At 61.5% G+C, this 25,456-nt stretch carries 28 protein-coding genes and 4 pseudogenes; 18 read left to right on the forward strand and 14 right to left on the reverse strand.

Annotated elements, in window-relative coordinates; all coding sequences use genetic code 11:
* Positions 1 to 29: 29 nt before the first annotated feature.
* From QA635_RS08670 to QA635_RS08690, 5 genes and pseudogenes are all read right to left on the reverse strand, one after another.
* Positions 30 to 173, reverse strand: a pseudogene (locus QA635_RS08670) (transposase domain-containing protein); the annotation flags it as partial.
* Positions 174 to 286: 113 nt separating this feature from the next.
* Positions 287 to 1,288 (reverse strand): tyrosine-type recombinase/integrase, encoded by a 1,002-nt coding sequence (locus tag QA635_RS08675; protein WP_283063947.1) that lies wholly within the window; start codon positions 1,286 to 1,288, stop codon positions 287 to 289.
* A complete protein-coding gene (locus QA635_RS08680; RefSeq protein ID WP_283068346.1) occupies positions 1,285 to 2,211 on the reverse strand; it encodes a tyrosine-type recombinase/integrase in 927 nt (308 codons plus the stop codon). The genes QA635_RS08675 and QA635_RS08680 overlap by 4 nt, the downstream gene beginning before the upstream one ends.
* On the reverse strand, positions 2,208 to 3,452 hold the full coding sequence (locus QA635_RS08685; RefSeq protein WP_283068347.1) for a tyrosine-type recombinase/integrase: 1,245 nt from the start codon (positions 3,450 to 3,452) through the stop codon (positions 2,208 to 2,210). The genes QA635_RS08680 and QA635_RS08685 overlap by 4 nt, the downstream gene beginning before the upstream one ends.
* A gap of 152 nt (positions 3,453 to 3,604) precedes the next feature.
* Positions 3,605 to 3,927 (reverse strand): annotated as a pseudogene (locus QA635_RS08690) (IS66 family transposase); the annotation flags it as partial.
* Between the two features lie 407 nt (positions 3,928 to 4,334).
* On the opposite strand from QA635_RS08690, the gene QA635_RS08695 reads away from it, so the two are divergent.
* Positions 4,335 to 4,508, forward strand: coding sequence for a hypothetical protein (locus tag QA635_RS08695; RefSeq protein WP_283068348.1), 174 nt, complete (start codon positions 4,335 to 4,337; stop codon positions 4,506 to 4,508).
* A 326-nt stretch (positions 4,509 to 4,834) separates the two neighbouring features.
* Here the strand turns inward: QA635_RS08695 and QA635_RS08700 are convergent, their stop codons facing one another.
* On the reverse strand, positions 4,835 to 5,158 hold the full coding sequence (locus QA635_RS08700; RefSeq protein ID WP_283068349.1) for a hypothetical protein: 324 nt from the start codon (positions 5,156 to 5,158) through the stop codon (positions 4,835 to 4,837).
* Between the two features lie 154 nt (positions 5,159 to 5,312).
* Here QA635_RS08700 and QA635_RS08705 point away from each other — a divergent pair, with 154 nt between their 5' ends.
* The 3 genes and pseudogenes from QA635_RS08705 to QA635_RS08715 all read left to right on the forward strand — a co-directional run bounded on the left by QA635_RS08705 (position 5,313) and on the right by QA635_RS08715 (position 8,961).
* Positions 5,313 to 6,413 carry a glycosyltransferase family 4 protein gene (locus QA635_RS08705; protein WP_283068350.1) on the forward strand — a complete coding sequence of 367 codons (1,101 nt, stop codon included), beginning with the start codon at positions 5,313 to 5,315 and terminating at the stop codon, positions 6,411 to 6,413.
* A gap of 365 nt (positions 6,414 to 6,778) precedes the next feature.
* Positions 6,779 to 7,312, forward strand: a complete 534-nt coding sequence (locus tag QA635_RS08710) for a PRC-barrel domain-containing protein (RefSeq protein WP_283071531.1) — start codon at positions 6,779 to 6,781, stop codon at positions 7,310 to 7,312.
* Between the two features lie 300 nt (positions 7,313 to 7,612).
* Positions 7,613 to 8,961 (forward strand): annotated as a pseudogene (locus QA635_RS08715) (IS5 family transposase).
* Positions 8,962 to 9,093: 132 nt separating this feature from the next.
* Here the strand turns inward: QA635_RS08715 and QA635_RS08720 are convergent.
* Positions 9,094 to 9,321 carry a hypothetical protein gene (locus tag QA635_RS08720; protein ID WP_283068351.1) on the reverse strand — a complete coding sequence of 76 codons (228 nt, stop codon included), beginning with the start codon at positions 9,319 to 9,321 and terminating at the stop codon, positions 9,094 to 9,096.
* 233 nt (positions 9,322 to 9,554) lie between these two features.
* On the opposite strand from QA635_RS08720, the gene QA635_RS08725 reads away from it, so the two are divergent.
* From QA635_RS08725 to QA635_RS08780, 12 genes are all read left to right on the forward strand, one after another.
* On the forward strand, positions 9,555 to 10,667 hold the full coding sequence (locus tag QA635_RS08725; protein ID WP_283068352.1) for a DUF1236 domain-containing protein: 1,113 nt from the start codon (positions 9,555 to 9,557) through the stop codon (positions 10,665 to 10,667).
* Between the two features lie 24 nt (positions 10,668 to 10,691).
* Complete coding sequence (locus tag QA635_RS08730; protein WP_283068353.1) at positions 10,692 to 11,009, forward strand: hypothetical protein; 318 nt, start codon at positions 10,692 to 10,694, stop codon at positions 11,007 to 11,009.
* A 64-nt stretch (positions 11,010 to 11,073) separates the two neighbouring features.
* Positions 11,074 to 11,379: a hypothetical protein gene (locus QA635_RS08735; protein ID WP_283072208.1), complete on the forward strand. Its 306-nt coding sequence runs from the start codon at positions 11,074 to 11,076 to the stop codon at positions 11,377 to 11,379.
* Positions 11,354 to 12,781, forward strand: coding sequence for a TAXI family TRAP transporter solute-binding subunit (locus QA635_RS08740; protein ID WP_283068354.1), 1,428 nt, complete (start codon positions 11,354 to 11,356; stop codon positions 12,779 to 12,781). The genes QA635_RS08735 and QA635_RS08740 overlap by 26 nt, the downstream gene beginning before the upstream one ends.
* Before the next feature lie 176 nt (positions 12,782 to 12,957).
* Entirely contained in the window at positions 12,958 to 13,164 is a 207-nt protein-coding gene (locus QA635_RS08745) for a hypothetical protein (protein WP_283068355.1), read from the forward strand.
* Positions 13,165 to 13,615: 451 nt separating this feature from the next.
* Entirely contained in the window at positions 13,616 to 13,816 is a 201-nt protein-coding gene (locus QA635_RS08750) for a hypothetical protein (protein WP_283068356.1), read from the forward strand.
* Between the two features lie 18 nt (positions 13,817 to 13,834).
* Positions 13,835 to 14,233 (forward strand): hypothetical protein, encoded by a 399-nt coding sequence (locus QA635_RS08755; protein ID WP_283068357.1) that lies wholly within the window; start codon positions 13,835 to 13,837, stop codon positions 14,231 to 14,233.
* 268 nt (positions 14,234 to 14,501) lie between these two features.
* Positions 14,502 to 14,864 (forward strand): PRC-barrel domain-containing protein, encoded by a 363-nt coding sequence (locus QA635_RS08760; RefSeq protein ID WP_283071534.1) that lies wholly within the window; start codon positions 14,502 to 14,504, stop codon positions 14,862 to 14,864.
* A 79-nt stretch (positions 14,865 to 14,943) separates the two neighbouring features.
* A complete protein-coding gene (locus tag QA635_RS08765; RefSeq protein WP_283068358.1) occupies positions 14,944 to 15,330 on the forward strand; it encodes a response regulator in 387 nt (128 codons plus the stop codon).
* A 669-nt stretch (positions 15,331 to 15,999) separates the two neighbouring features.
* Positions 16,000 to 16,950 carry a sensor histidine kinase gene (locus QA635_RS08770; RefSeq protein ID WP_283068359.1) on the forward strand — a complete coding sequence of 317 codons (951 nt, stop codon included), beginning with the start codon at positions 16,000 to 16,002 and terminating at the stop codon, positions 16,948 to 16,950.
* Positions 16,951 to 17,061: 111 nt separating this feature from the next.
* Positions 17,062 to 17,223, forward strand: coding sequence for a hypothetical protein (locus QA635_RS08775; RefSeq protein ID WP_283068360.1), 162 nt, complete (start codon positions 17,062 to 17,064; stop codon positions 17,221 to 17,223).
* Positions 17,224 to 18,739: 1,516 nt separating this feature from the next.
* Positions 18,740 to 19,264, forward strand: coding sequence for a septal ring lytic transglycosylase RlpA family protein (locus QA635_RS08780; RefSeq protein WP_283068361.1), 525 nt, complete (start codon positions 18,740 to 18,742; stop codon positions 19,262 to 19,264).
* Here QA635_RS08780 and QA635_RS08785 read toward each other — a convergent pair.
* From QA635_RS08785 to QA635_RS08805, 5 genes and pseudogenes are all read right to left on the reverse strand, one after another.
* Positions 19,251 to 19,544, reverse strand: a complete 294-nt coding sequence (locus QA635_RS08785) for a hypothetical protein (RefSeq protein ID WP_283068362.1) — start codon at positions 19,542 to 19,544, stop codon at positions 19,251 to 19,253. The two genes, QA635_RS08780 and QA635_RS08785, sit on opposite strands and share 14 nt — an antisense overlap.
* Positions 19,545 to 19,546: 2 nt before the next feature.
* A complete protein-coding gene (locus QA635_RS08790) occupies positions 19,547 to 19,825 on the reverse strand; it encodes a histidine kinase dimerization/phospho-acceptor domain-containing protein (protein WP_283072210.1) in 279 nt (92 codons plus the stop codon).
* A 46-nt stretch (positions 19,826 to 19,871) separates the two neighbouring features.
* A pseudogene (locus tag QA635_RS08795) lies at positions 19,872 to 20,210 on the reverse strand (MASE1 domain-containing protein); the annotation flags it as partial.
* Positions 20,211 to 20,609: 399 nt separating this feature from the next.
* Positions 20,610 to 20,873, reverse strand: a complete 264-nt coding sequence (locus tag QA635_RS08800) for a hypothetical protein (protein WP_225649274.1) — start codon at positions 20,871 to 20,873, stop codon at positions 20,610 to 20,612.
* A 561-nt stretch (positions 20,874 to 21,434) separates the two neighbouring features.
* Positions 21,435 to 21,614 (reverse strand): hypothetical protein, encoded by a 180-nt coding sequence (locus QA635_RS08805; RefSeq protein ID WP_283068363.1) that lies wholly within the window; start codon positions 21,612 to 21,614, stop codon positions 21,435 to 21,437.
* An 829-nt stretch (positions 21,615 to 22,443) separates the two neighbouring features.
* Between QA635_RS08805 and QA635_RS08810 the strand changes: the two genes are divergently transcribed.
* Entirely contained in the window at positions 22,444 to 22,620 is a 177-nt protein-coding gene (locus QA635_RS08810; protein ID WP_283071536.1) for a winged helix-turn-helix transcriptional regulator, read from the forward strand.
* Between the two features lie 69 nt (positions 22,621 to 22,689).
* Here the strand turns inward: QA635_RS08810 and QA635_RS08815 are convergent, their stop codons facing one another.
* Both QA635_RS08815 and QA635_RS08820 read right to left on the reverse strand, forming a co-directional pair.
* A complete protein-coding gene (locus QA635_RS08815) occupies positions 22,690 to 22,869 on the reverse strand; it encodes a hypothetical protein (RefSeq protein ID WP_283068364.1) in 180 nt (59 codons plus the stop codon).
* Positions 22,870 to 23,503: 634 nt separating this feature from the next.
* Positions 23,504 to 24,898 carry a carbohydrate porin gene (locus tag QA635_RS08820; RefSeq protein WP_283071538.1) on the reverse strand — a complete coding sequence of 465 codons (1,395 nt, stop codon included), beginning with the start codon at positions 24,896 to 24,898 and terminating at the stop codon, positions 23,504 to 23,506.
* A gap of 239 nt (positions 24,899 to 25,137) precedes the next feature.
* Here QA635_RS08820 and QA635_RS08825 point away from each other — a divergent pair, with 239 nt between their 5' ends.
* Positions 25,138 to 25,365 (forward strand): hypothetical protein, encoded by a 228-nt coding sequence (locus QA635_RS08825; protein ID WP_283068365.1) that lies wholly within the window; start codon positions 25,138 to 25,140, stop codon positions 25,363 to 25,365.
* Positions 25,366 to 25,456 lie beyond the last annotated feature (91 nt).

Consider the following 25,456-nt stretch of genomic DNA (forward strand, 5'->3'; position numbering starts at 1 on the left):
AAAGCCGGTGAGGACCGCGTAGCGCTCACTCAGGCAGCCTGATTGGCTTGCTTGTTCTGGTCGCGCCAATTCCAGGGCAGGAGTTCGTCGAGCCGTTGGACCGGATGTGCAGCGGTGCGCGCCAGGACGTCGGCGAGCCAAGCTTGTGGAGCGAGGTCGTTCATCTTGGCCGTTTATGCCGCCCGCCGAACTATGCCGAACGGATTTGGTATGGCACGCCGTTGTCACGCTGGCACCGTCGATCGCGTGCAGGGCAGCCCCGTTCCATTCGGCATAGTCTGGTCGTTCAGAGCGCCTCGAGGAAGGCGAGTAGGCGGTCGTTCGGCTGGAAGCGGGTTCGCTTGCCGCGCTCGTACGGCTTGAGCTTCGCCAGGGCAGCTTCCTTCAGGGCGAGGTGGGCGTGCAGGTACGTCTGCGTCGTCTCGACCGATTCATGACCGAGCCACAGCGCGATCACGGAGCAGTCGACGCCGGCTTGCAGCAGTTCCATCGCAGCGCTGTGCCTCAGCACGTGCGGTGACACGCTCTTGGCCTTCAAAGACGGGCAACTCTTGTGAGCGACACGAACATGCTTTCCCAGCAGGGACTGGACGCTATCGGCACTGAGCCGGCCCCCGTGCACGTTCGGGAACAACGCTGTTGCTCCTTTCCGCAACGGTTCCTTGAGCCATGCCTGGAGCGCACACCGAGCGAGTGTGGTCAGCGGAGTGGTCCGCTCCTTCCGCCCTTTACCGACGCATCGTACGTGTGCACCAGACCCGAGGTGGACGGCATCCCGGTCAAGGCCAGTCAGCTCTGAGAGGCGCAAGCCCGTCTGGGCCGCGACCAGCAGCAAGGTGTGATCGCGGCGACCAAGCCACGTCGTTCGATCGGGCGCGGCGAGAACCGCCTCGATCTCGGGGCGCGTCAGGAAGTGCACCTGTCGCTTGTCATGGCGTTTGCTCGGTATGGCGAGCACGCGCTGGATCAGCGCACTGTGTGCCGGTTCCTCGAAGGACACGAACCTGAAGAAGGATCGGATGGCCGTCAGACGCAGGTTACGCGTCTTCGCGCTGGCGCCGCGCTTTACCTCGAGATCGGTGAGGAACGCGCCGATGAACGTTGCATCCAGATCGGCGAGCGTCAGGGCCGATGGGGACTTCCGCAGCCGCACCTGTGCGAACATGAACAGCAGCCGGAACGTGTCCCTGTAGGAGGCGATCGTGTTGGCGCTAACATTGCGCTGGCGCATGAGGCGCTCGGTGAAGAAGCGCTCGATCAACGTGGCGACATTGCAGGCGGGCTTCATGGCGTCACCTCCCATCGCCGATCGAGACGCCGCGCCGCTTCTTCCATCAACTCGGGGCAGGCCGAGAGATACCAGTAAGTATCGCGCACGCAGGCGTGGCCGAGGTAAGTGGAGAGAACTGGGAGTTGCTGCTCGACGTCCTTGCCTTCACGATACCAGTCGAGCAGCGTCCGGATGGCGAAGCGATGACGGAAGTCGTGCACGCGTGGGCCGGTACGATCACCTGGGCGCCGCAGCCCGATCTCTCTGGACAATCGCCAGAAGACGCGATGAACGTACTGGTGCAGCAATCGGCCTCCCTGTTCGGCAACGAAGAAGGTCGAGCCGCAGCGTGATCCGAGCAGCGCATCGCGCCGGTGGGCGTAGTCGCGCAGCGCGGTTCTCGTCGTCGGATGCAATGGCACGAGCCGCGACTTGGCGAACTTGGTCAGCCGGACCGTCAGCACGCCGGCGTCGAGGTCGACGTCATCACGCTCCAGGCCCATCGCCTCGGATATACGCATGCCTGTCACCGCGATCAGCCCGAACAAGGTATGGTAGGTCCATCGGCGCAGCCCGTCCGCTGGCGGCAGAGCCAGCGCTGCCGTCAGCAACGCATCGATCTCCGCGTCGCTGTAGACATAGGGCTTGGCGCGCTTCCATCCGGGCAGCATGCCGACGGGCGACACCTCCGTTCTCGGATCGAAGTTGGCGACATGGCGCGCGAACCCGCGCACGTCGCTCAATCGCAGCGCCCAGGATGCATGACGATCGGGCGGCAGCGTTGCCCATTCCATTGCCAGCTTCGTCGTGATGATCCTGGCTTTGCGCTTCTCCATGAAGGCGACGAAGTCGGCGAGCCGACGGGTCTGGTGCTCATACTTGTATCCCAACCCCTTGCTCATGCTCAGGTACTTATCGAGTGCGGAGCGCAGATCGGTCATTGCACGCCTCCCGGCCAGGGCAGGCTCAATGTTCTCAGCGCATCGATGTCGACCTTCGCGTAAATCCGGGTGGTGTCGTGGTTCTCGTGCCGCAGCAACTGTCCGATCTCCGACAAGGTCGCCCCAGATCGGAGAAGCTCTGTAGCGAGACTATGTCGGAAGATATGGGCGCCGCGGTGGGCGCAACCTTCGATTCCAACGCGATCGAGAGCGGCCTTGGCGATCATGCTGATCGCGCATCCGGAAGCAAAGCCGACGTGTGGCGCGAGTGTGCGGACGAACAGCCGTCGGCACGACGACTTTGGGCGGCCATTGCGCAGATATACAACGATAGCCGCGCCAATGTCTGGCGGTATCGGCATTCGTGCGCGCTGTCGGCCCTTGGCGCGAACGAGTATCTCGCTGGCGCGCCAGTCGATATCGTCGAGGGTGAGCGTCGCAACCTCGTCGGCCCGCAGGCCGAGCTTGGCCAGCAACAACAGAATGGCGTAGTCGCGCCGTCCCATCACCGTCTCTCGGTCGCAACCGTCGAGAGCCTTCCGCACCTGAGCGGCAGGCAGATAGGTCGGTAGAGTTGCGAGCTTCCATCGGCGCATCGATGGAACGCAATCCGCCAACGAGCGCGAGTTCAGCCCCCGATGGTGGAGGTAACGGAGAAAGGCACGCAACGACCAGCACATCGCCTTGCCTGTTCCCGGGCTCCAATCCTGGGCGTGGCGCTCAACGTAGCGGATCACGTCCTCTTGGCTGATCTTGCACAGGGCGCCGGCGCCGCCGGAGCACACCTCGTGCAGGAACCTGCGGATGACTGGGAGATGGCGGACGATGGACCTCGGGGCCAAGCCGCGCTCTGATCGCAGGTAGGCATCGAACTCCTTGAAGATCCGTTCGTGCGGGGTGAGAGGCGGTAGCACCAACGGCGCGATCGCGCCTTCCTCGCGCAGCACCGACAGCCATCGCTTGAGTGCAGCTCGGTCACCGGGCTGGACAGACTGCCTCCCGCCTCGATGTCGGAGGTACCGCGCAACGACCTGCTCATCGAGATCGACCAGCTTGTAGCGACGGCCCGCGATCCAACTCAGGAGCCCGCCAACCACGTTGAGGCAACGCCACGTGCCGTGCCGAACGAGCCTCTCTTCGACGAGACGAGCGGCGTAGCGCTCGACGAACTGTCCGTGCGGCCCGCTTCTGAGACGCCGGTACAGCCGGCTTCTTCTACCCAAGTACTCTTCAACTTCCATCTTCCTGTTCTCCGCTGTTGAAAGCGGAGGCACAGAACGAACTATGCCGAACCGACCAAACGCCGGTCAGCGAGAAATCTGGGGAAAACGCCCCGACTCGGCATAGTTCGGCGGGCGGCATAAACCTGCCTATGCCGCACTCGGCATAGGCAGGTTACGATCAGGCTGTACCTCATCGCGGCACGATCGCCACCGCGGTCGGAGCCACAGAACAGCCACGACTTCCGCCCGAGGGCAATGCCGCGCAGGGCTCGTTCGGCGGCGTTGTTCGACAGGCAGATGCGTCGGTCCTCAAGGATGCGGGTGAACGCACTCCAGCGCTTGAGTATGTAGTCCATCGCCTTAGCGACATCGTTGCGCCGTGGGAGCTTGGCACGCTGCTCACGCATCCAGTTTCCAAATTGGCGATCAGCGGTGCGCTGAGCTCATGGCGGACGGCCCGGCGCCGTTGGGGTGTCTCGCCGTTGATGCCTCGCCAGCGCCCATCTCAGCCACTGCGTGTTTGCTTCGGACGGTGAACGTGGCAGAAACCGGTTCGCCTGATGTCGAGAAAAACCGCCAAAATGCCAGCGGCCGCCGCCGGCGCGGGTGGCGGCCGGCTGATGAAACCCGGCATAAGTCGCATGCGGCAGCCGCGCATCGGCAGCGTCCGCCTCGGCGCGGCTCCTGATCGGCACGACCCTCGCCTAGTATGCGATGCTTTTGGTTTTCGTCGAGTCAGGACCATGCCAGTGGCGCCGGCCCGCCTGGTGCTGGTCGGCACGTTGGCTTGAACGTCAGCTTAACCATTTCCCGCCCAAAACGCCCAAAAGGAAAGGACCGCTGGCTTACCGCTTCAGGATAAGCGGAAGGCGAACCAAGGAGCTGGCGCGCGCCCGGGCGGTGACCACGATCCTTGCCACCCGAGCGGCCCAGAAGCGCGCCGCAGGCGAGGCTGCAATGGCGCCATGGTGGCGCTCGAAGCCGCTCGCCACCGGAAACAATGTCGGTATGGTCGCGATGATCGACCCGCCGACGGTCAATGCCGTCCGGCGAGCCGAGCGACTGTCAAGCTGATGAAGCCGATCGTCTCGCGCAGGATTTTTGATGGCGCCATATCTTCTGGCATCGCTCGAGGTCTCCGCGGCGTTTTACTCCGCCGAACACGAGGGCCGCAATTGGCGGCATCTCTGTTCAAGTGTCCAAGTGCCTTGGGGGCTGCATGACTGTCGGTGCGAAGCTGCTGGTTGATCACCTGGGGCAAAGAATCGACGCGCTAGCTGATCGCGTGCCTTTCATAAGAAATCCACCGTCTATGACACTTTTCGCGCCGTCGACCGGTTTTTGCGGAGCTGTGCTTAGGGGCCATATGGCCAGATCATCGCGCTGAACCGGATCCGCGATCACGCCGCGGGCGAGAGCTTTCTGATCGGCCTGTCGAGCGCTTCTCCACCAAAGGTCGAAGATTTCGGGGAAAATTGGAAACTTTCGCCATCGCGCTGAGTTGGCAGCGACTGGATGCGGTCGCTTGGAGCGTGAGGATGGTCGACGAAGTCACGGTGAGAAGGGCGGCAGAGACGGCCTGGATCGTATACCGGGCGGCGCACCCCGACGTTGACGTTCACGACAGCCGCCGCTGCCTGCTCGAGCGCTATTTGCACAGGAGACGGGAAGAGCGAGAGTGCGATGCCGAAGATCTCGCCAGCTTCGGGATAGCCTACTTGCACCAGCCTCCCGAAGACGAAGGTTGACGGGCGTGAAGATGTTCGTCGCGCGGATGGTCTGCGAAAGCGCAAAGCCCAGTTGGACGCTGCTGGCGATTTCATACCTCGGTTCCGCGGTCGTTGTGATTGCCATGCAGTCCGTGGTCGGGGCCTAGCGATGCGGATCGCCCAGCTTGCTCCATTGGCCGAGAGCGTTCCGCCGAAGCTCTATGGCGGCACGGAGCGCGTGATCGCCTGGCTTGTCGACGAACTGGTCGAGCTCGGACACGACGTCACCCTGTTCGCGAGCGGGGATTCGAAGACAAAGGGAAAGCTCCATCCTGTCTGGCCGCGTGCGCTGCGCCTGGGGCGAAGGGGAACGGATCCGAACGCCGCATGCGCGCTGCTGATCGAAGCCATCGCCGATCGCGCGGGCGATTTCGACGTGATCCACTCCCACGTCGACTGGTTGCCTCTTCCGGTGCTAAGCCGGACCGGCGTGCCGTTCCTGACGACAATGCACGGCCGGCTCGACCTTCCCGGGCTGTCCGATGTGATCGGGGCTTTCCCAAACGCGGCCTTCGTCGCGATTTCCGACGACCAGCGTCGACCACTTCCGGATGCGAACTGGATCGCGACGATCCAGCATGGGCTGCCCAATGATCTGTTTAGGCCGTCCTGCGAACGTGGTTCGTACCTGGCTTTCCTCGGGCGGCTGACGGCGGACAAGGGACCGGAGGCCGCCATACGCATCGCACGCGCCGCGCGGACGCCGCTGCGGATAGCGGCCAAGATACCGCGCGCGGAGACGGCCTACTTCAAGAAGAAGCTCGAGCCGAACATCGATGGCGCGGAGATCCAACTTGTCGGCGAAGTGGACGAAATCGGGAAGCAGCCGTTCCTCGCCGGGGCCGCCGCGTTGCTGTTTCCGATCGGGTGGCCGGAGCCGTTCGGGCTCGTCATGATCGAAGCGATGGCGTGCGGGACACCTGTGATTGCCTACCGAGCCGGCTCGGTGCCCGAAGTGGTGGAAGACGGCGTCACCGGCTTTATCGTGGATAACGAGGAGCAGGCGATCAGGGCAGTGAACGAACTGGGCCGGCTGGACAGAAGAGTGGTCCGCGCCCGGTTCGAGGAGCGCTTCGCCGCGAGCCGGATGGTGAAAGAGTACGAACGCCGATATCGCGAGCTGCTCGGCCGCGGAGGACGCGAAGGATTCGAGACGAGGTCAACCATATTTCGCCCGGAAGTCGGCACGGCTTCGGAGTCTCTTCGTTGAGTTGCCGATCAGGAGGCTCGCACGAAAAACCATTCTTTCCACGGCGGCTTTTGTTCTTCTCGCGGCGGCCTCTCTTGCGGACGAAGTGCCTCCTCCACAGCCGGAGGTCCAGCAGCCGGCGACTCCGCGAAGCAAGCGGAAGACTGTTCGAATCAGGTTCGGCAGGCTTGCTTTCGCTCCCAAGGCAAGGGAATTGTCGTCCGGCTCGTGAGCACCGAACATCGTTGGTGGACTGGGTCCTGACCGCCATCAAGCAGGGTTTGCGCCCCGTTCCGAGTGAAAGAGCCATCAGGAACAAGTGGCAATCGCGCGCGTTGGGGCCCGGCATCTTGAACGGGTGCGGCTCACGTTGGAGGAGAAAATCGATGAAAAGCTTTCTTGCCGTCGCTCTGCTTGGCACTGCCGTGATCGGCGGCGGCGCGTTCGCGCAATCCACCCAGCCCGCCGATCGCGCCGCGCCGGCGGTCACGGGCCAGCCGGCCGATGCGAAGATGGCGCTCAAAGGAAATTGGCGCGCTTCGAAGCTGATAGGCCTGAACGTCTACAACGAGGCCAACGAGAAGCTCGGAGACATCAACGAACTGCTCGTCGACAAGGCAGGCAAGATCAACGCGGTGGTGATCGGTATCGGCGGCTTTCTGGGCATGGGCGAGCACGACATCGCCGTCTCGATGGACAAGCTGAAGTTCGTCGAAGAGCCGGTCCGGACCAGCTCGAGCAGCACCTCGACCAGCTCGAGCAGCACCTCGACCAACTCGCGCGACACCACCACCGGCGCGGCTTCGACGAATACGACGAACCGCAACGCGAACGATTGGGTCCCGGACCACGCGGTCATGAGCGGCAACAAGGAGCAATTGAAGGCGCTCCCGCAGTTCAAATACTCGGACTACAATTAGTGCGGCGAGAACTCACGGAAAAAGGGCCCCCGCTGGGCCCTTTTTTCTGCCGGGCCCAATGGTCCAAAAAAAATCGCCCGGTTTGCGGGCGAGCCTTTCATGCGGACCGTTCGCTGCAGAAACTATCCAATAGTCGGCTGTGAACAAGCCTGTAAGCGATTGAACGGGATTCTGTTTTTGGGGTTTGGGAGCGTTTGAGATTTGCAGGGATGTGAAGCTTGAGCGTCGCAAACCTTGCAAATTCGTTCTGTGGATTCCCCTTCGCGGTGAACCGTGCTTGTGTGGCGCATCGAGGGGACGATGCGGCCGAAGAAGCACAAGACGACGGGATCGAACGATCTGTTCCGGGCACGGCTGGACCAGATCATCAACATGAAGCACGAACTGGTTCTGCTTGCCGGCAAGATCGACTGGGACTGGATCGACGGCGAGATCGCCCCGCTCTACAGCGAGAACGGCAGGCCGGGGATCGAGACCCGCTTCATGATCGGGCTGCTGTTGCTCAAGCACATTTACGGGCTGTCCGATGAGGGGGTGTGCGAGCGCTGGGTGCACGATCCGTACTTCCAGTTCTTCACCGGCGAAGAGTTTTTCCGGCACGTTTTCCCGCACGAGCGCTCGGACCTGAGCCATTGGCGCAAGCGGCTCGGCGACAAGCTGGAGCGGTTGTTGGCCGAGAGCCTTCGGGTGGCGCACGCGACCGGTGCGTTACGCAGCCAGGACCTCAAGCGGGTCACGGTCGACACCACAGTGCAACCGAAGGCCATCAGCTTCCCGACCGACGCCAAACTGCTGCATGCCGCGATCCGGGGGCTGAACCGCCTGGCGAGGAAGCACCGGGTCAGGCTGCGGCAATCCTATTGTCGCGTGGCCAAAAGCGCGGCGATGATGGCGGGCCGTTACGCTCATGCCAAACAGTTCAACCGGCATCAGCGGCAGCTGCGTATCCTGCGCAGCCGGCTGGGGCGGATCATCCGCGACATCCGCCGCAAGATCGAAGGCCAGGCGACGCTGGAGGAGGCGTTCGCCCTCCCGCTTGGCCGGGCCACGCAGATCCGCTCGCAGCAGCAGCGCCAGCGCGGCTTCAAGCTTTATTCTTTCCATGCCCCGGAGGTGGAGTGCATCGGCAAGGGCAAGGCCGCCGCACCTTATGAGTTCGGCGTGAAGGCCTCCATCGTTACCAACAATCGCCGGGCTCCCGGTGGCCTGTTCGTGCTGCATGCCAGGTCGCTGCCCGACAACCCTTACGACGGTCACACATTGCGGGACGTTATCGACCGCACCGAGACACTCACCGGCTGTGCGATCGAGCGGGCCTATGTCGACAAGGGCTACCGCGGCCACGACGCGCAAAATCCCCGCCGCGTCTTCATCTCCGGCCAGAAGCGCGGTGTCTTTGGCGCCATCAAGCGTGAGCTGCGCCGCCGCTCCGCCATTGAGCCCATCATCGGACACCTCAAAGCTGAAGGACACCTCGGCCGGTGCTACCTCAAGGGCCGCGCAGGCGATGCCGCCAACGTCATCCTCTCCGCCGTCGGACACAACCTCCGTCGCATCCTCGCCTGGTTCAGAGAACTTTTGCGCCTATTGTTGGTCTCGCTCTGGCGCGCACGCTCAACTGTCCAGCTCAGCTCAATCCGGCTTCTTAACGGTCGACTCCAATAGCCGACGCCGCCATCACCGAGCACGGGGGAACGCCCCATAAAATCAGTACAGGCATCTTCTCCTCCAATGGCCTTCAGAACGTTTTCGCGAGGCCGGCTCGGCCCTGCGATGGCCGTTTACTGTTCGGTGCAGACCTTGGTGGTCTTCACGGCGGACTCGGCTTCCGTCTTGGTCTTGTAGACGCCGTCGCCCACGACCGTCGTCGTGGTCGTCGTTGGCTTGGTGTCGACAACGGTGCACTTTTTGGTCGTTGCATCACGAACGATGTAGAACTCAGCAGCGCCTGCGGCCTGGGTGCCGAGGACGAAGGCGGCGAGGGCGCCGCACACGATCAGCTTCTTCATTGTATCTCCTCCAATGGCTTATAAGTAGTCACTGCCAACGGGCAGGCGGCCGCGAAGTTCCGTTTCTCCCGGCAGTTGGAAGGCACACTGCTCATGTCGCGAGACTAATTTCTTGCGGCTTGAAGAATTTCCGCCGGCGCCGTCTCAGCCGATTTGCCGAAACTTCCCGTTCTGGAACCTGCCCCTTCGTCCGGTGTTGTTCGGCGACCAATTACCAATTAGGAGGATTTCAGATGAACAAGCGTTTATTGTTGGCTACGACCGCCGCAGTCGCGCTCGCGACTTCGGCTCTCGCACAATCTTCTCCGAGCACGTCGAGCTCCAATCCGTCGGCTACGCAGCATCAACAGGATTCCACGTCGACGCCGCCGTCCTCTTCGACGTCGACACCGTCGTCCAACTCCGCTCCGGGATCCGCGCAGACCAACCCTTCGACGAATTCGGCCCAGACGCAGCCTCCGCCAGCGACCGGCCAGAGCGCTGCAGGCCAAACGTCCAACTCCGGTACGGGCACCAACACCACGCAGGCGCCCACGTCGAATAACTCTACCAACCAAGCGCAGACCAGCCAGCCCTCCAACCAGACTATTCCGCCTTCGAACCAGGCGCAGACCAATCCGCCTGCGAACAATCAGACGCAGAGCGCGAACCCACCGGCTTCGGGCACCAATCAGGCTCAGTCTCCGACGGGTAGCAATTCGACCACCACGGCCCAGCAGCCGAACAGCCAGCAGAATACGGCCGATCGCTCGTCGAGCACGAACGTGAACGCGTCCGTGAACATCAACGATCAGCAGCGGACCCGGATCAGTACGTCGATTTCACACCTGAATGTGCAACCGCTCAACAGCGTGAATTTCTCGTTATCGGTCGGCACGGCCGTGCCGCGCGATGTACGTCTGCAGCCGCTGCCTGCGGAGGTCGTCGAGATCGTGCCCCAGTACCGGGGCTACAACTTCGTGCTGGTGAGGGACGAGATCGTGATCGTGGAGCCCTCCAGCTACAAGATCGTCGCGGTCCTGCCGTACTCGGGCCGCTCCACGGCGGCCGCGCCGGCGCGCACCGAACAGCGCAAGACGACCTTCAGCGACAGGGACCGCGAGGTCATCCGCAAGCACGCCAAGGAGCGGCCGGTCGAGCGCGAGCGGCGCACAACCACCGGCAGCTCGGTTCGTACCGAGATCCGCACCGGAGAGCGCGTGCCGGAAGGCGTGGAGATCGAAGCGTTTCCCGAAGAGGTCTATCGGGATGCTCCGACCCTTCGCGAATACCGGTACATCAACCGGGACAGCCGGACCTACATCGTCGAACCCCATGAACGTCGCATCATCGAAGAGATCGACTGATCTCGCCAAGGAAGGAGAATATCCATGAAGAACATCGCGCTTGGAGCTCTCGCCGCGACCTTGATGGCGTCGTCTGCGAGTGCGGCCCCTCTTGCACCTGCAGCCATCGCGTCGAATGAGGCTTCGGACATCGAGCAGGTCCGTCTTGTCTGTAACGAGTATGGCCGCTGCTACCGGACCCGCGGTCCCCGCTATGTCCAACGCTACTACGGCGGAGACGACGGCTACGTGGTCCGCCGCAGCTACGGCTATTACAGTGGTCCAGGCTATTACGATCGCGGCTACGGCTACTACGGCGGTGGCCCAAGCATCGGTTTCAGCTTCGGCACACGGAGCTGGTGAACTAGAAAAGGGGCCGCTCTCTGAGCGGCCCTTTCGCCGTCGATTACGTTTTCGCGGTGATGAGATGTCTGCTATTGCAAAGCTCCTGGGACAGAAGGAGCAATTGCTGGCGCGGCTCGAAGCCGATCTCGGCCCGAACGAGCGAGCCGAAATCCAGGCGCTCCTCGCCAAGATCGAGACCGCGTTGAAGATTGCTCGGCACCCAGGATTCCGCCGCTGCAGGCGAAGAAAGACGGCGAGTGTCGTGGTTTGCCTAGTTGTTCATCACTCGCGCTGCCACCAAGCGCTCGCGGCAGATATCCTAGGAAGCAGGACGCGCTTTGATCTCTGGCTGGCAGCGGCACATGTCCTCGTCAAGCGATACAGATAAAACCAATGACGCTGCCCGCCGACGGCGGAGAAGGAGCAATTCATTGCTGCTTGTCCTGGCCGTTGGATTTCTAGTCTTTGGCGCCGCAGCGGGCGCACTGTATTATGCGCTGCGGCCGGAAGTTCTCCGGATCGCGGTTGGGCCTCCCGGAAGCGATGATCACAAAGTAGTTGAGGCGATGGCCGATGCCTTCGCCAGCGAAAGCAGAACCGTCAAGCTGTCCCCGATCAAAGCCGTCGGGGCGGTCGAATCCCTCGCGTTGCTTCGTGCTGGCAGGGCCGACCTTGCGGTCGGTCGCGGCGACCTGGATATGCCCGCCGACGCGCAGACCGTCGCCACGCTGCGTAAGAACTTCGTTGTGCTGTGGGCGCCTTCCGGACTTGCGGGCAAGGCCCCCAAAAGAAAGCACGCGCCGAAAATCAAGGAGATCGCAGATCTCGCGGGGCATCGTGTCGGCGTAATTGGGCGGACCCCGGCGAATGCTGCTTTCCTGCGGGTTATCCTTAGCGCCTCCGGCGTGCAGGCGGACAAGGTCGCGATTATGCACTTTGGGACGGACCACATCGAGGAGCTGGCACGCGACCCGACCCTCGATGCTTTCATGGCGGTCGGTCCGCTCGATAGCAAAATCACCTTTGATGCCATCGCTGCAACGACCCGCGTGCGAGGCGCGCCAAAGTTTCTCGCGATCGAGACATCGGAAGCCATCGCTCTGAAGCACCCGCGGTATGAATCCGAGGAAATTCCGCCCGGCGTCTTCAATGCCGATCCGGCTTGGCCAGATGACAAGGTTGAGACGGTCAGCGTCAGCCACCTGATCGTGGCGCGAAAGACATTGTCTGAAGCGACGGTTGCGGCCTTTTTCCGGCAATTATTCGCTATCCGTCAGGCGATTGCCAGACAAGTGCCGGGGGCTGCACACATTACCAAGCCTGACACCGAGAAAGATGCCGAGCTGCCCGTGCACCGGGGAGCGGCGGCCGTCATCGAAGGTAGCGAACGCAGCTTTCTTGACAGATACGGCGACTACTTCTGGTTCGCTCTCCTGCTTCTCTCCGCGATCGGTTCGGCCGGCGCCTGGTTGCGTCGCTATTTGAATCGGGACGAAAGGGAGGAAAACACCAGCCATCGCAACAGGCTCCTGGCCATGGTTTCCAGCGCGCGGACCGCGGAAACCAACGAGGAACTGCTAGCCCTGCAGCGCGAGGCTGATGCTATCATCGCGGAAACGCTCGAAAGTTACGATGATGCCGCCATCGACGAAGAAGAGCTGGCAGCATTTGGCCTGGTGCTCGAACTGTTGAACCATGCCATCGTCGAAAGGCGAGCTGCGTTGCAACGAGGTCCCCTTGAACCGGTTCAAGGCGCGGCAGTGAGTCACAGCCTTGCGCCTCGGGGATAAGGTCTCGTATGAGAAGACTGCACCTTGGGAAAATGATTCTGCGGGTGCCTTCTTTCGGTACCTTGAAAAGTAGCGTCACCAGCGGATTAGGGGGCCAACGCGTCCGACGAAGCTGGAACTGGACCACCAAGGGGCCCGATAGTGTGGCGTCCGTCGCTCCCGGATGTGGCGCGTCGATGGCCTCGATACGAAACGGTGTGCGGTTGCCGGAAGTCACCCGAACGGCCTTTCCAGCCCGCTGCGGAATCATCGATCCGCCCATCGATCTGCTTGTCAAAGAACCCCATTGGATCGCGAACGACATCGGCCGTATCGTCAAAGGTGCGAATGGGCCCGAGGGCGGTGTGTGGGTCATCGCCGAAACCAAAGATCTCGGCACGTGATTACGGAGCATCGTATCCGTCGTCGTAGGCGTGTGGTCCGCCTTAGTACCCGGCGCCATAGTACCTTGGACCGTAGTCATAGAAGCCCGGACGCGGTCCCCAGGCATACGCCGAGGCAGCAAGCCCTCCGTGACCGCGCCGGCGATCACGCCTCCGGTCGCCCCACCATTGCAAACTTCCTCATCGGATCATTCCTTTCTCGTTTCTTTCCCGGCTCGACAACGGGAAAACCAGGCGTTGGTTGCTGGTTGTCCGCAATGCCTCGGCGCCGGGGCCCGCGCAACAGCTTGACCGAAGGCAGGTTCAATCCGCACTGCGGTGCGGCCACTTTCTGAGCTTGCCGAGCCGGATCTCGAGTGCAGACTTTGCTGGATATTGGGGCGCTAAACACTTTTGAATTTGGCGCCCATGTGATTGTGATTGCGTTACAATCTTTTTCCTTGGGGGCCTCATGTTCGATCCGGCAATGACCGCGCTTCGGCGTATCGTCCTCGACGAGGTCTGCGAAGACGTGTCGCGCTATGAGACCGGCGCACGCACCCACGTAGCTTTAAGCATTTTGGAAGCCGCGACGAATGGCGACACCTCGCCCGAGCGGCTGAGGCAGGTCGGCCGCGAGGCTCTTCACGGCGCGCCGACGATGTGGCGATAGCGGGCGGGAGCGGGTGGCGTGAACTTCCAGGTCACGGTGCTGAAGATCCTGGTGAGCTATCCCGACGGATTCGCCGTCATGCCGGACCTCAAGCGCGACCTGGCGATCCTTGCGACGAGCGGACGGGACTGGGGCGAGCGGACGAAGCGCTTGCCGCACGCATGCCGGATCTCGACATCTTCTCGTAAGGACAGGAGCGTGAACGGCGGTTGGCGCATCACAGAGAAAGGCCGCGCGGTGCTGGAGCTCATGGAAGCCCGGCCTTCCGACGTAGAGCTGCGAAGCGAGGCACCCCGGGCCGAGTCTTCGCCTGCAGCGCCTAGATCTCCGCTTCCCGGCTTAATCCGGGAGGGCTGGATCCAACGGCGTCAGCGGCGTCGACCCGTCCGGGAGCGGGCGCGGGCGAAGGCTTTCTGACTCCGCCGCGGGCCGCCGTACTGCCGGCGCTTCGGGGAATTCGAAGACTTTCATCACCGCGCTGCGCACCGGCCCACAATCGCAAGGTGGGAGCGGCGCGCCGTGCGTCGTTCCGCTGCGGCAGGAATCCTAGACCCGGGGGTAGGCGTTGCGGTCGCGTCCCGGCCGAATGCTGCCGGAGGCGAGAACGACGGCACCAAGGCTTCAGCCAAGGAACGGAGCCATGGTCGTCCGGTTGACTTCTGAAGACAAACTTCAGGAGGTCAACATGGCCATGGAAGACTGCGAGACGTTCAGCTTGATCGGAAGTGACAAGGTCGAGGGCACCAACGTGTACGGGGCCGACGGCGAAAAGGCCGGCTACATCGAACGCGTCATGATCGACAAGATCAGCGGCAAGGTATCCTACGCGGTGCTGAGCTTCGGCGGTCTGCTCGGCATCGGTGATGATCACTATCCGCTGCCGTGGCAGGCACTGAAATACGACACCAACCTTGGCGGCTACGTCACCGGCATCACCCACGACCAGCTCCGCGGCGCTCCCAAATATGCCGATGAGAGCAGTTGGAACTGGAGTGACCCCGCGACCACGCGGGCTTTGAATGCCTATTACGGTGTGCCGGTGGCTTGAGGCGGCACTCGGGGCCACGACCCTGCCGTTACGCGAGACCCACCCGCCTTTCCGCCTTGGTCCCGATGGAGACTTAAAAGTGAGTGCTGCAATTCGCGTTCTGGTCGTGGACGATGAAGCTCTTATCTGCAGCTTCATCGAGGACGCCTTGTGCGACGGCGGTTTCGAGGCTTGCTCGGTCCATTCGGAGGAGGTGGCCCTATCCACCTTTCGCGATGGGCGAGAGGGGTGTCGGGCGTTGCTGACGGACGTCAACCTGGGTAGCGGCATCAGCGGATGGGAGCTGGCGCGGCAGATCAGGGAAATCACGCCTGGCTTTCCCGTCATCTACATGACGAGCGCCAGCGCGCCAGACTGGAAATCCCAGGGCGTCGATGGCAGCGTCCTAATGGAGAAGCCCTTTACGCCCGCGCAATTGGCTGCGGCCGTCTCGCAGCTACTCGATACCGGCCTCTTGCCGGGTTGAACCGGGAAAGCTTCCGATCCTTCGATCGAGCCCGCAGGTGGTGGCTATGCCGTGAGGGCGCTGGCGATCGGCGCCAAGCGCGCCAAGAAGCCGCGCAAGGCATCAAGCGGGCGGAAGGAAATGCTGATGCCGATCAGGGCAAGAAGGCCGCGAATGCCCCAGTGAAAAAGCCGGCGGCCAGGCCGCCAGGGAAGCCTGCCTGTGTTGCGGGCCCATGGAACGAACGGGCTTACCGGGCGTCGAATCCTCAACCCCGGCACTTCCCCTTAAAGCCTCGCCGGGAGAAAACCTGCCAACCAGGTTGGGAGACCTGATGCACACTATTGGGCAAAGGACCGTTTGCGCCCCCGGGGAGGGAGCAATGAGCAATCGCATATCGGAGCGGCGAACGCCGACCCCGGCCGAACGGGAAGCTCGAAAGTTCTTTTGAGATGCGGATGCCAAAGTGGCGGTGTCAGAGTATGAACGTGCCTAGCACGCGTTCCATGCGAACCGGGAGCTGAAGGCTGAACGATTGGCTCGCGAGGCGGCAGCGAGACAGAAGCCAAAGGCCTGAACAGCCGGAACGTCCGAATATCCGCAAGGTCCGATTGGGCTTGCCATGATGCAGCGCCGGTGGGAACACTGTGCACGAGAGCAACTGAACGGCAAGCCCGCGGTTGGGATCCAATGAACAGGCTTTACCCCCTGGTTCTGGAGCACCGGCTTCCAAGCCCGGTCCGGTACTGCATCTCCGCCTGCATCATGGTGGTGTGCTCCGTGCTGCAGACGGCGCTGCAGACTCAGACCGGGGCGCCTGGATATTTCCTCCTGTTGCCTGGCGTTTTTCTCTCGGGCCTGATCTTCGATCGCGGCTCTGGAATGTTCGCGGCGGTCATCGCTGTCGGCGTGGGCGCCTACCTCAGCTACGCAGGTGGCTTCGGCATCGATTTCCTCGCGACGAATGCACTGTTCGCGATCACCGCCGCCGGGACAGCCATCGTGGCCGAATTTCAGCGCGCCGAACTCCGGCGGGTCATGCTGCCGGACAAGACCAAGACCTTGCTGCTGCAGGAGATGGCGCACCGGACGAAAAACAATCTCGCAATCCTTGGCGGGATGATCCGGCTGGAGGCAAGGCACGGCGGGCCGGAGGTCGCGGCAGCGCTGGAAGCCACCGCCCGCAGGGTGCAGGTGATGGCGGAGGTCTACGACCATCTTGTGCTCAAGGAGGACTCGCGCTCGGTCAATATGCGCTACTTCCTAAATGACGTGGTTGAGAAGGTCTTCCAGTCCTTGGCTCCATCTGGGCCGGTCGCCTTCCAGGTGGTCTGCGAGGACATTCTTCTGCCGAACAACCACGCGCTTGCGATCGGCATGATCACGAACGAATTGGTCACGAACTCGCTGAAGTATGCTTTTCCTGGCGACAGGCCAGGAAATGTCGTTGTTTTTTTGTCGAAAGGAGACGGCATCGAGCTGTCGGCGTCCGACAACGGCATTGGCCTGCGGGAGGGTGCAGAGCCGGGCGGACTGGGCTCCCGGATCGTGCACCTCCTCACTCAGCAGCTCGAGGGCGAAATCACATACGAACGGCTGGACCCGGGTCTGCGCGTCCGGATGCGGGCGCATCCGCGTTAGCATTCCTTGTCGCTAACGACTGGTCCATCTCAAGGGGAATTGGCATTGCGTCAGGGGCCGGTGCACCAAGTCCTTCTTGAACCTGCTTGCCTGGCAACAGAGGAGGGCCCAATGTCGACGGTCGCAAAGCTTCTTGCACGGAAGCTGGCGCTCCTGCAGCGACTGCAGCGTGATCCAGGACCGAACGAGCGGGAGGAAATCGAGGCGCTGATCGCCCAGATCGAGACAGCGCTAACGCTTCTCGATTCCGATGACGTCGCGGAAGGCGAGTAGCTTCGGCAGCGCCTTTTTAAGGGCCACGAGTCAGCTTCTCGGCAAAGGGCCCATCTTTTCTTATCTGGGCCGGTCCTTTGAGTTTGCTGTCATAGACCATCCAGCGATGCGGCCTTGCCGAACGAGGAATCGGCCTCTCATCGGGCGTCCATTCCATTGCAACCACCTGTGAAATTGAAGGGTTTCATGCGTCTGGCGAATTGAAACGGCCCCAATCGGGGGCCGCCAACCCGGACAATGCGCGTTTTCCTCCAGCAGTCGGGAGGCGCCTGGACCGCCTGGTGGCCCTGAGCCGACGCGTGCCAAGCCGATCGTTCCTATCATCGGCCCGCGGGGACCATGAACCATCGGAGCCAAAGTATACAATTGGACGGACGGCCAAATCGAATGCAATCATCTTTGGCATTTGATGACGAAATGATTCGGAGAAGCCATGCCGGTATGGTCCCTCGAGGACGAGCAGAGGTTATTGCAGTTGGCGCAAGAAACCGATCTGACGCAGCGCGACATTGGTCAGAAGCTCGGGCGTTCTGAGGCGGCCGTAAATCTACGCCTAGCCATCCTAAGAAAGCGTGCCGCCAAGGATGAATGGAGCAATGATCAGGATCAGAGGCGCGCCGAGCTGGCGGCCTTGTCCGGCATGCGGAAGGCATGGCCAAGATCGACCATAATGCCGATGATGAGGGCCGTGAGTGGTCCGTGTTCGAGTGCTTGAACTGCGGCCACGAGGAGACGTCGGAGCCGGCGGTGTCGGACCGCCACCCCCGCTACTGCAAAGGAGGGGCCGCTGCGAAGGAGGGCCCTCTGTAGAGGCTACCAGCCGCGGGCGCCAAAGCTGAAGCCGACGTCAGGGCCGCTGCCGCAATAACCATAGCCACGGTCATAGTAAGCGGGTCCGCCGTAGGAACCGGCTGTCGCGATTGATGTACCGCTATTCTCGCGAGGTCGGCGCGTCCCGCTAGACCTCGTTAGACAACGCTTCGATCTCAACCTCGGCACGCGCTCGCCGGTACGGATTTCGGTGCGAACCGTACTGCCGGTGGTGCGCCCCTCGCGCTCAGCTGGGCGCGCCTTGGCGTTGCTTTCGGATCACTTCGCGATCGCGATCACTAAAGGTCGTCTTGCCCTGCTCGGAGCGCGCCGGCGCCGCGGCCGTTGCGCGGCTCGAATGCAGCGTGACCGCAACGATCTTGTGGCCGATTGGCGCAAGAGCGAGTTGGCGGCCAAACGCCCACCGCGGCCTTGCCGGAAAGTGCACTACTAGATCAAGTGCAGTAATCGGCGTCCTCATTGGCGCGCCGAAGTCGGCTTTTGGTGCTCGCGTCGCCAGGAGACGCCCCTGTCAGGCAAGTCAACGTGATGCGCTGCGACGGATCAATGCTTGCTGCAGTGCGTCACAATTCGGAAATATCGGTGTGCACTCACTTTCCGGTCCGGTGCTCCCTGCGTGTGCAGGAACGCACTTCATAAGTTTGCATTGATTTGTTGTTGTACCAAATTTTGAGTGAGGCCGATCATGCGTCCGCTTTCTGGAATGATCGTGATTGCAACAGTCCCGACGTTTATCGCACTACTTCAGGCGACCCCTGCTGTCGCGCAGTCCTTCGACGACAGGTGGTCCGTCATTCCAAAGGCTCATGCAGAGCCCGCTCCTGAGAGACCTGACCAGACAAAGAAGTATGAGCCACAAGTGCAACCACCGAGCGGACAAGAGCCGACAAGTGAGACGGAGGTTCGCTCAGAGACCCGATCTTTCAATCGAGTGTTTTCCGGAAAAGCCTCGTTCTACTCATACCTGAAAGGAAAAGCAGCCAGCGGTTCTCCGTTCAATCGGGATGCACTGACAGCAGCGCATCGCAGCCTGCCGTTCGGCACGAGAGTTCGCGTCACTGATCTTACAAGCAGCAAATCTGTGGTGGTTCGTATCACCGACCGCGGACCAAGGGTTCGCGGTCGCGTCCTCGACCTTTCACTTGGCGCCGCGCGCAGCTTGGGAATTACGGATCGTGGCGTGGTCCAGGTTCATGCTAAAGTGCTTTAAAAGGCGGACCTTTATGCGGCGCCGAGATCGATGAGATTTCCGGGACGTGGCTGCGCGCAAAGCGTTGGCGGTTGAGCATCGGCGGCAGGCTGATTGGCGCAAACGCGAAATGGCGGCGAGCCGATTTCGCGCGGAATTTGATCATCTCGATGTCCAGCGCCGTTGTCATGTACTGCTCAAGGTCGGGTGGTATGTGTTTGATCGGAAGGCGCGGCGGATGGCGCGCGATCGGGAATTCGGTAGTTTGGGGGACAAGCATCCCCGCATCGAGCTTGGACATATTCAAGAGCGAATTGACATTTCGTCCATTTCTTTGCGCGTTGCATCGACCCGCTCGATCGTCTTTGTCATTTCATCCGATTTGAGCGGCGTGCGCAGCTGTGCAACGAACAGCCCTAACGCATGTAGTGGCTGCCGCAAATCATGGCTTGTCATGTCGAGAAAGCGCGATTTTACTGCATTGGCAAGCTCCAGCTCTTGCGTGCGTTCTGCAACCTTCCGCTCGAGGTTGATGTGCGCGCGGCGCAGACCTTCCTCCGCATTTTTTGCGAACCTCGACATCGGCGCTCAGTAACAAGCTTGGAAGGGCAATACTAATCAGGAACATTAACAGCAGCAGGAATGAAGCGTTGCGGTCCGCGGTCGTGAAGGAGCCGCCGCCTGTGAGCGTCCCCCAAATGGTGATGCCCGCAAGCAGCAGCGCAACCGTTGCGGTGTCGCGTGGGCCGCGGCGCAAAGCCGCCCACAACATTGGCAGGATCGCAAGAAAGCCCAGTGGATCGCGGCCTGGCGTTTGCTCGATGAGGGGACTGAAAGCAAGGACCCCAACGGCCGCCGCGGTCGCGCAAGGACCGCAGGTCTCCAAGAAGTCGTGGCGGTTAAGGGCCTGATGGTGGCCTGACGCCCAAAGCACAATAACCGGGGCGATCACCAGTGCGCCGGTCACGTCTCCTAAAGGTGTCAGGCGCCGGATTATCTCTAAGCAGTTGTCTAGATTGCGCTGAGACCTTACGGGCCTCCTCCAGGATTCGCTGTTCCCGGCGCAGGAAAAATGCGGTTGATGACGCGTTGGTTGAACATATGGCGCGCTCCCTCGCTCAACGGACGCGACTGGCTGGACCCTCGGTCTGGTGGTTTTAGGTACCGCTCGGCCCCAGTTCGACGCTGGGCCGTTTCTTTGGGCGACATGTCATCACCGGGATTCTACGGAATCCACCTCTACGGCATTGGGCGCTAATTTTGCTCTTGCCGGGGCTAGATTTCATTCCGAAGCAATTTTCAAATTCCGGCAGAGGGGCCGTTTCGCGACACGGCCCCTTTTCATTTGCCCCCTCGCTGGGGCCGGTCAGGCGAACAGGTCTTTGCCCGGCTGCAGCATCCTCACGAACGTCCCACTTTCGTGGTACTCGAGCCAGCCCTGATCCTTGGCGTGCTGCAAGCCGGCCCAATACTCAGCCGGCGTCGCCTTATCCTGGTAGAGCATCGGATAGTTGATCTTTTCGATGTAGATCCTGCCATCCTGGATCGGCTCGAAAGCGCGGGCATGCTCCATGATCCTGCGGGCGGCTTTCTCGGGGTCGGAGTAGGGGCGGTCACCCACGTATTTCATCGCTCAATCTACGGAATTGGCGAGAGCCCCGGCAACTTTTGGGGGCCAGGAGGCAGTCGCCGGGGCCCTCTATGCGGCTAATCCAACGCCAGCCGACTCGCGAATGAAATCGTGTCAGCTTTGCACGAGCAGAGCAATTGCAACGATTGCGAAAGGGCAAAGCCCCAAGAGGACGATGCCTACGCGGACGAATGTTTCGGCCATGGCACACCCCGACTGTACAAGATTTGTCGTAGCTTAACCCCGGGCGCCTATCGCTGAAAGTGCAATTTACGCCGGATACACGTAGCCCGAATGGGCTATAAAACCGGGCGCCGAAGCGTCTTCTTGAGATCCTTAGCGCGTTCCCATCTTCGCCGGCGCGAAGTGCGGCCGCACATCGGCGCCGCGCGTGCCGCAAGCCATGCAGGTAAAGCGAGGCTCGAGGTCGGACAGGCGAATGCTATCGGACCGGCACGAGTTCGACGGAATGGCTGCAGCGATGATCGGAGCAGAAGACGAGGAGGCCGCGGGCACCGGACTGGCGCATCTCGCCCAGGGTGATTTTGGGCTCGACCATGTCTAGGGCCTCCGAAAAGGCACCACGTCACCGTCCGCCGCGCGGATTACCACCCGGGCCAGCTCGAGTGGGTCGAAACCGAGGTCGGCGACCGCTTCGGCAACGCCCTGGCGGTCCAGCTCAGCGACGATCGCCTCCGTTACCTTCATCAGACGCGCCGTTTCTGCAGTGAGGTCTGCCATTGATCTGTTCTCGAGCTTCGGGCAGCCACGACCTTGCCCCCTGGTGTAATGATGAGTCTGTGTCCATTGGGGCAGGTGAGGTCAGATAGCGCGCGAGACAAAAACGCGGCCCCCTGAGCAGAGACGGTCACAGCAATCTCACCGCAAAGCGGGCATCGGTAGTTTTTGTCTTGAGGACTGTCGTAGACATCAGGCACGTCGAACATCCCATCGTGCTCTCCCCGATGGATAACAACGCTTTTGTGCGGCTGCTATTTGCTCATCTAAAATTAGGCATTAGCTCTTTCCTGCAAAGCTAGGTCTTCAGCTATATTATTACTTTTCCGGCCGACGGAAAAAAATGGCAATTGCAAAAGGGCGTGCTAACGTTGGTTCGTCGGGTTCGCGCCCGACCATCCCACTGGCCTCAGCGCCGGCCTTAAGGCCCCCAAGGTGCTGGGGCCTTTTCTATGGCAGCTAGGAACGAACGTGGCAGAGCTTTGTTCGTCTGTCATCCGAATGCAGCTCTCACCACCACCCCCCGACCAGACCGCATTCGGACAGTGTGAGTGGAAAGCCCAGGCCCCAGCGTGCTCCGAGCGCTGGGGCCGTTTCGCTTCGGGAAACAAGCAGTAGTCCATGACGTTGAATCGACATTAAGGAGTCGGACTACTTGCCGGCCCCAGCACTCTCCCCGGGAGCTGGGGCCTTTCTTGTCAAAGGCCGGTTTTCGCAAGCGGCTAACCGGTGCGACAAAGTGAGACATCTGGAGGAAACCGGACAGACAGGCCGGCCGATCTTTGCCATCCTCGCCAGCAATTCAGAACGTAGCAATTTTTTCGGAGCTCCAATGCCAGCGTGGTCCGCCGAGGACGAAAAGCGGCTATTGCAATTGGTTCGGGATCCAGGCCTCACCCAACGCCAGATCGCGCAAAAATTGGGGCGCAGCGAGGCTGCGGTCACCATCCGCCTGGCTCTAATCAGACGGCGGATTATCGAGGAATTGAAGCATCGGCTTATGCGTTAAGGCCCGGCTGCTGCGGCATGCAGCTTCGCTGCCATATCGTTCGTGGCCCTCGTCGTCGGGCGCCTGGCCTTAGTCATCCTCAGCCCAGCTCAACTTCTCGCAGCTCGCGCAGCGGCGCAGGCGATAGCTTTTACCTTGGCGAGTATTGAGGATGGGCATTGTCGAAGTACTACCGCCGCAATGACTGCAGGCGCAAAAATCGGGCGGACGTTTTTGCCGGCTGTCGCCGGCGCCGAGTAGGTCGTTCATGATGTCGTTCCCTGCGAACCCGAAACTCACAAAGCGGACGTTCGTTCCTGGGCGGGAAGCAGTTTCCTTTCTTTCTGAGGGGGGCCTTTTTTCGGGCTTTGCTCTGGCTATGATCTCGCAGGGCCGCCAACTGAGGCGTCATAATGGACCGGATAGAGCGCGTAATCTTGCTATTGCTTGTGCTGTCAGTGTTGACGGCCGCTAGCGCGTTCGCCTTTTAAGGCGGCCTCAACCTCATCGCATAAACAGCCAACCCACGCTTGCGATCAGGGCCACAAACGGCACTGCCGCAGTGCAGACAAAGGCAGCTTCAATACCGTCGATATGGTGGTGGCCTGCGCGCATAGCGGAGCATCTCTCGGTCGACGAGCTCGAGGAGTTGCGCAACCTGCTGCGAGGAGCGGCGAAGATAGGATGCGAGCGGAGAAGCAACGGACACGAGTCCCGCGACGCAGCCGCCCGATAGCCTGGCAGGACGGAAGCACCGGGGGCAGGAGCTCTCGCATTACTGGGCCAACGCCGAGCGGGCTCCGGAGTGTAGCTGTGGTTCGCCAGGAACGTTTCGCGAGGGCCGCAAGCCGCCTGGCAGGCGATGTCGTCGGCGTTGGGCAACCCTAACGGCGGGATCTGCCTCCTAGAATTTCAAAGTCGTGCGTAGACCGAAGACCGTTGCGTTCTTGAGCGCTCGGCCCGGGATCGGCCCCGCCGGGTCCGTTGCTCCGCCCCCGGGATGAATGATGTATTGGAAATTTGGCTGCAGGGTCCAGCCGTCCCGTAACTGATATTGATACACCGCCGTCAACAGTCCTTCGAAGCTGCGCACCGGCCATGTCGGACCAAAGAGTACGCGATAGTCGACGTCCAGTGCCTGAGCCCGCTTCGAGACGTGGGCGTAGCCAGCAGCGATGCTGAATTTGTCGTCCGGCCGTTTGTTGCTGAGGCCGATGAACTCGAGTCCGGCGTCGGCGTAGAGATCAATCAGATTGCGGTCCGCGGGAGCGCCGGAGATGCGACCGAAAACGCCAATTCCCCGTTCATCGCTTTTGGGCACGCGATAAATCTGCTGCTCGAAGACTGCCCATCCGCCGACATCGCCTGCCAACATCAGGGGAGTGCCGCTGCTGGCCGGCGCCGCAAGCGAAACGCCGTTGCTGGCGAGTTGAAGATCGGAGAATGGCCCGAGGTGACGCCAACCGCCGAACTTGATCTGGCCCGTCAGATTGGGATCGCCCTTCGTGTTGTTCCAGGAGTACTGGATTTGGCCCAGCAGAAGGGGCGGATCGTTAATCCGGAAGTTGACGCCAAATCGGTTGCGTTGTTGTGGATCGCCTGGGCCCGGACCCGCCTGGTTGCCGTCGAAGACGCCGCCAAGAATGGATAGCTGATCCGTGATGTTGACCAGCAGCCGGGTGCCCATTGCCGCCAACGGCGGCGACGGACCGCTGCTGGGCAGGTCGAGAGATGTGATTGCCGGCCACCCCATCGATGCGTTGGTGAAGACATCTGTATATTTCGTGTTGAAGAACTCGCTATCGGCGGCGAGCTGCCCGAACTTCAGGGAGACCTTTTTGTTACCCCACTGCTTCTCGAAGTAGGCTTCGTAAAGTCGCGTCGACGGCAATGCCTCGATGCCGCTGACGACGAAGAGATTGTCGAGATAGTTGCGCGACAGTCCCGCACCATGAATCTGGAACATGTTGGCGTGGAAGGTAAGCTTGTCGATGCCGGCGAGCTTCTGCAGGTCGACATCGACGGCAAGGTTCAGCCGGCCTTCGTAGATCGCTCCCTGCTTCAGCCCGCCGGAGACATTTCCGAGCGTCTCGCCGATGTAGGTCGCGGCGAACTTGATCCCGTATTTTTGAAACGGGTTCGGCAGAAGTCCAAGCGTCTTCTCCTCGATGGTGCTCTCGCCGGTGTCCGGATCGGCAGGCTTGTCTTCGTCGGTCTTCTTGTCTTCCTGCGCGAAAGCGTGGGTGCCGGCGAGAAGCCCCGCAACAAGGACCGCCAGCGTCAGGCATCTAACGACCATGTTCAATCGAACCGCATAGCGAGGAGTCCGCAAGACAGGGGCACATTGGGACACGGTCGAATAGCAAACTCAAGAGGGCGCGCGCGCTGGCTGGTTCCGCTCAGGTGATTTTCCAAGCCCGTGATTTTTGCGGCAGCGCGAGAGGCGAGCCGGCTTTGAAAACGGCAACCCCGGGAACAATCGGAACTTTGCCTTGACGCTGCCGTTCGTGAGTGGGGCCAGAAATGGAGGAGAGTGAGATGAATAAGCTGATCGTCTGCGGCGCCCTTGCCGCTTTTGTGCTCGGTGCGCAGGCTGCGAGCGCCGCCGAATTCTACATCGTGCGCGATGCCGCGACTAAGAAATGCACGGTCGTCGACACAAAGCCGACAACTACCACCACGACGGTCGTTGGCGACGGCGTCTATAAGACCAAGACGGAAGCCGAATCCGCCGTGAAGACCACCAAGATCTGCACCGAACAGTGATGATCCGTCGGCCATGGTTCGGGCCGGTCGGAAGGACAAGGAGGATGAACGATGCCTGTATTTCTGTTGTGGGCCGTTCCCGCCATCATCG

This window comes from Bradyrhizobium brasilense (genome assembly GCF_029714345.1).
Lineage (GTDB): Bacteria > Pseudomonadota > Alphaproteobacteria > Rhizobiales > Xanthobacteraceae > Bradyrhizobium > Bradyrhizobium australafricanum.

What these genes read in the sequence shown, in the direction of transcription:
- QA635_RS08675 (WP_283063947.1), bottom strand. Translation starts at nt 1,288, where the DNA reads ATGAAGCCCGCCTGCAATGTCGCCACGTTGATCGAGCGCTTCTTCACC.
- QA635_RS08680 (WP_283068346.1), bottom strand. Translation starts at nt 2,211, where the DNA reads ATGACCGATCTGCGCTCCGCACTCGATAAGTACCTGAGCATGAGCAAG.
- QA635_RS08685 (WP_283068347.1), bottom strand. Translation starts at nt 3,452, where the DNA reads ATGGAAGTTGAAGAGTACTTGGGTAGAAGAAGCCGGCTGTACCGGCGT.
- QA635_RS08705 (WP_283068350.1), top strand. Translation starts at nt 5,313, where the DNA reads ATGCGGATCGCCCAGCTTGCTCCATTGGCCGAGAGCGTTCCGCCGAAG.
- QA635_RS08710 (WP_283071531.1), top strand. Translation starts at nt 6,779, where the DNA reads ATGAAAAGCTTTCTTGCCGTCGCTCTGCTTGGCACTGCCGTGATCGGC.
- QA635_RS08720 (WP_283068351.1), bottom strand. Translation starts at nt 9,321, where the DNA reads ATGAAGAAGCTGATCGTGTGCGGCGCCCTCGCCGCCTTCGTCCTCGGC.
- QA635_RS08725 (WP_283068352.1), top strand. Translation starts at nt 9,555, where the DNA reads ATGAACAAGCGTTTATTGTTGGCTACGACCGCCGCAGTCGCGCTCGCG.
- QA635_RS08730 (WP_283068353.1), top strand. Translation starts at nt 10,692, where the DNA reads ATGAAGAACATCGCGCTTGGAGCTCTCGCCGCGACCTTGATGGCGTCG.
- QA635_RS08735 (WP_283072208.1), top strand. Translation starts at nt 11,074, where the DNA reads ATGTCTGCTATTGCAAAGCTCCTGGGACAGAAGGAGCAATTGCTGGCG.
- QA635_RS08740 (WP_283068354.1), top strand. Translation starts at nt 11,354, where the DNA reads ATGTCCTCGTCAAGCGATACAGATAAAACCAATGACGCTGCCCGCCGA.
- QA635_RS08745 (WP_283068355.1), top strand. Translation starts at nt 12,958, where the DNA reads ATGGCCTCGATACGAAACGGTGTGCGGTTGCCGGAAGTCACCCGAACG.
- QA635_RS08750 (WP_283068356.1), top strand. Translation starts at nt 13,616, where the DNA reads ATGTTCGATCCGGCAATGACCGCGCTTCGGCGTATCGTCCTCGACGAG.
- QA635_RS08760 (WP_283071534.1), top strand. Translation starts at nt 14,502, where the DNA reads ATGGCCATGGAAGACTGCGAGACGTTCAGCTTGATCGGAAGTGACAAG.
- QA635_RS08770 (WP_283068359.1), top strand. Translation starts at nt 16,000, where the DNA reads ATGAACAGGCTTTACCCCCTGGTTCTGGAGCACCGGCTTCCAAGCCCG.
- QA635_RS08775 (WP_283068360.1), top strand. Translation starts at nt 17,062, where the DNA reads ATGTCGACGGTCGCAAAGCTTCTTGCACGGAAGCTGGCGCTCCTGCAG.
- QA635_RS08780 (WP_283068361.1), top strand. Translation starts at nt 18,740, where the DNA reads ATGCGTCCGCTTTCTGGAATGATCGTGATTGCAACAGTCCCGACGTTT.
- QA635_RS08785 (WP_283068362.1), bottom strand. Translation starts at nt 19,544, where the DNA reads ATGTCCAAGCTCGATGCGGGGATGCTTGTCCCCCAAACTACCGAATTC.
- QA635_RS08790 (WP_283072210.1), bottom strand. Translation starts at nt 19,825, where the DNA reads ATGTCGAGGTTCGCAAAAAATGCGGAGGAAGGTCTGCGCCGCGCGCAC.
- QA635_RS08800 (WP_225649274.1), bottom strand. Translation starts at nt 20,873, where the DNA reads ATGAAATACGTGGGTGACCGCCCCTACTCCGACCCCGAGAAAGCCGCC.
- QA635_RS08805 (WP_283068363.1), bottom strand. Translation starts at nt 21,614, where the DNA reads ATGGCAGACCTCACTGCAGAAACGGCGCGTCTGATGAAGGTAACGGAG.
- QA635_RS08810 (WP_283071536.1), top strand. Translation starts at nt 22,444, where the DNA reads ATGCCAGCGTGGTCCGCCGAGGACGAAAAGCGGCTATTGCAATTGGTT.
- QA635_RS08815 (WP_283068364.1), bottom strand. Translation starts at nt 22,869, where the DNA reads ATGAACGACCTACTCGGCGCCGGCGACAGCCGGCAAAAACGTCCGCCC.
- QA635_RS08820 (WP_283071538.1), bottom strand. Translation starts at nt 24,898, where the DNA reads ATGGTCGTTAGATGCCTGACGCTGGCGGTCCTTGTTGCGGGGCTTCTC.
- QA635_RS08825 (WP_283068365.1), top strand. Translation starts at nt 25,138, where the DNA reads ATGAATAAGCTGATCGTCTGCGGCGCCCTTGCCGCTTTTGTGCTCGGT.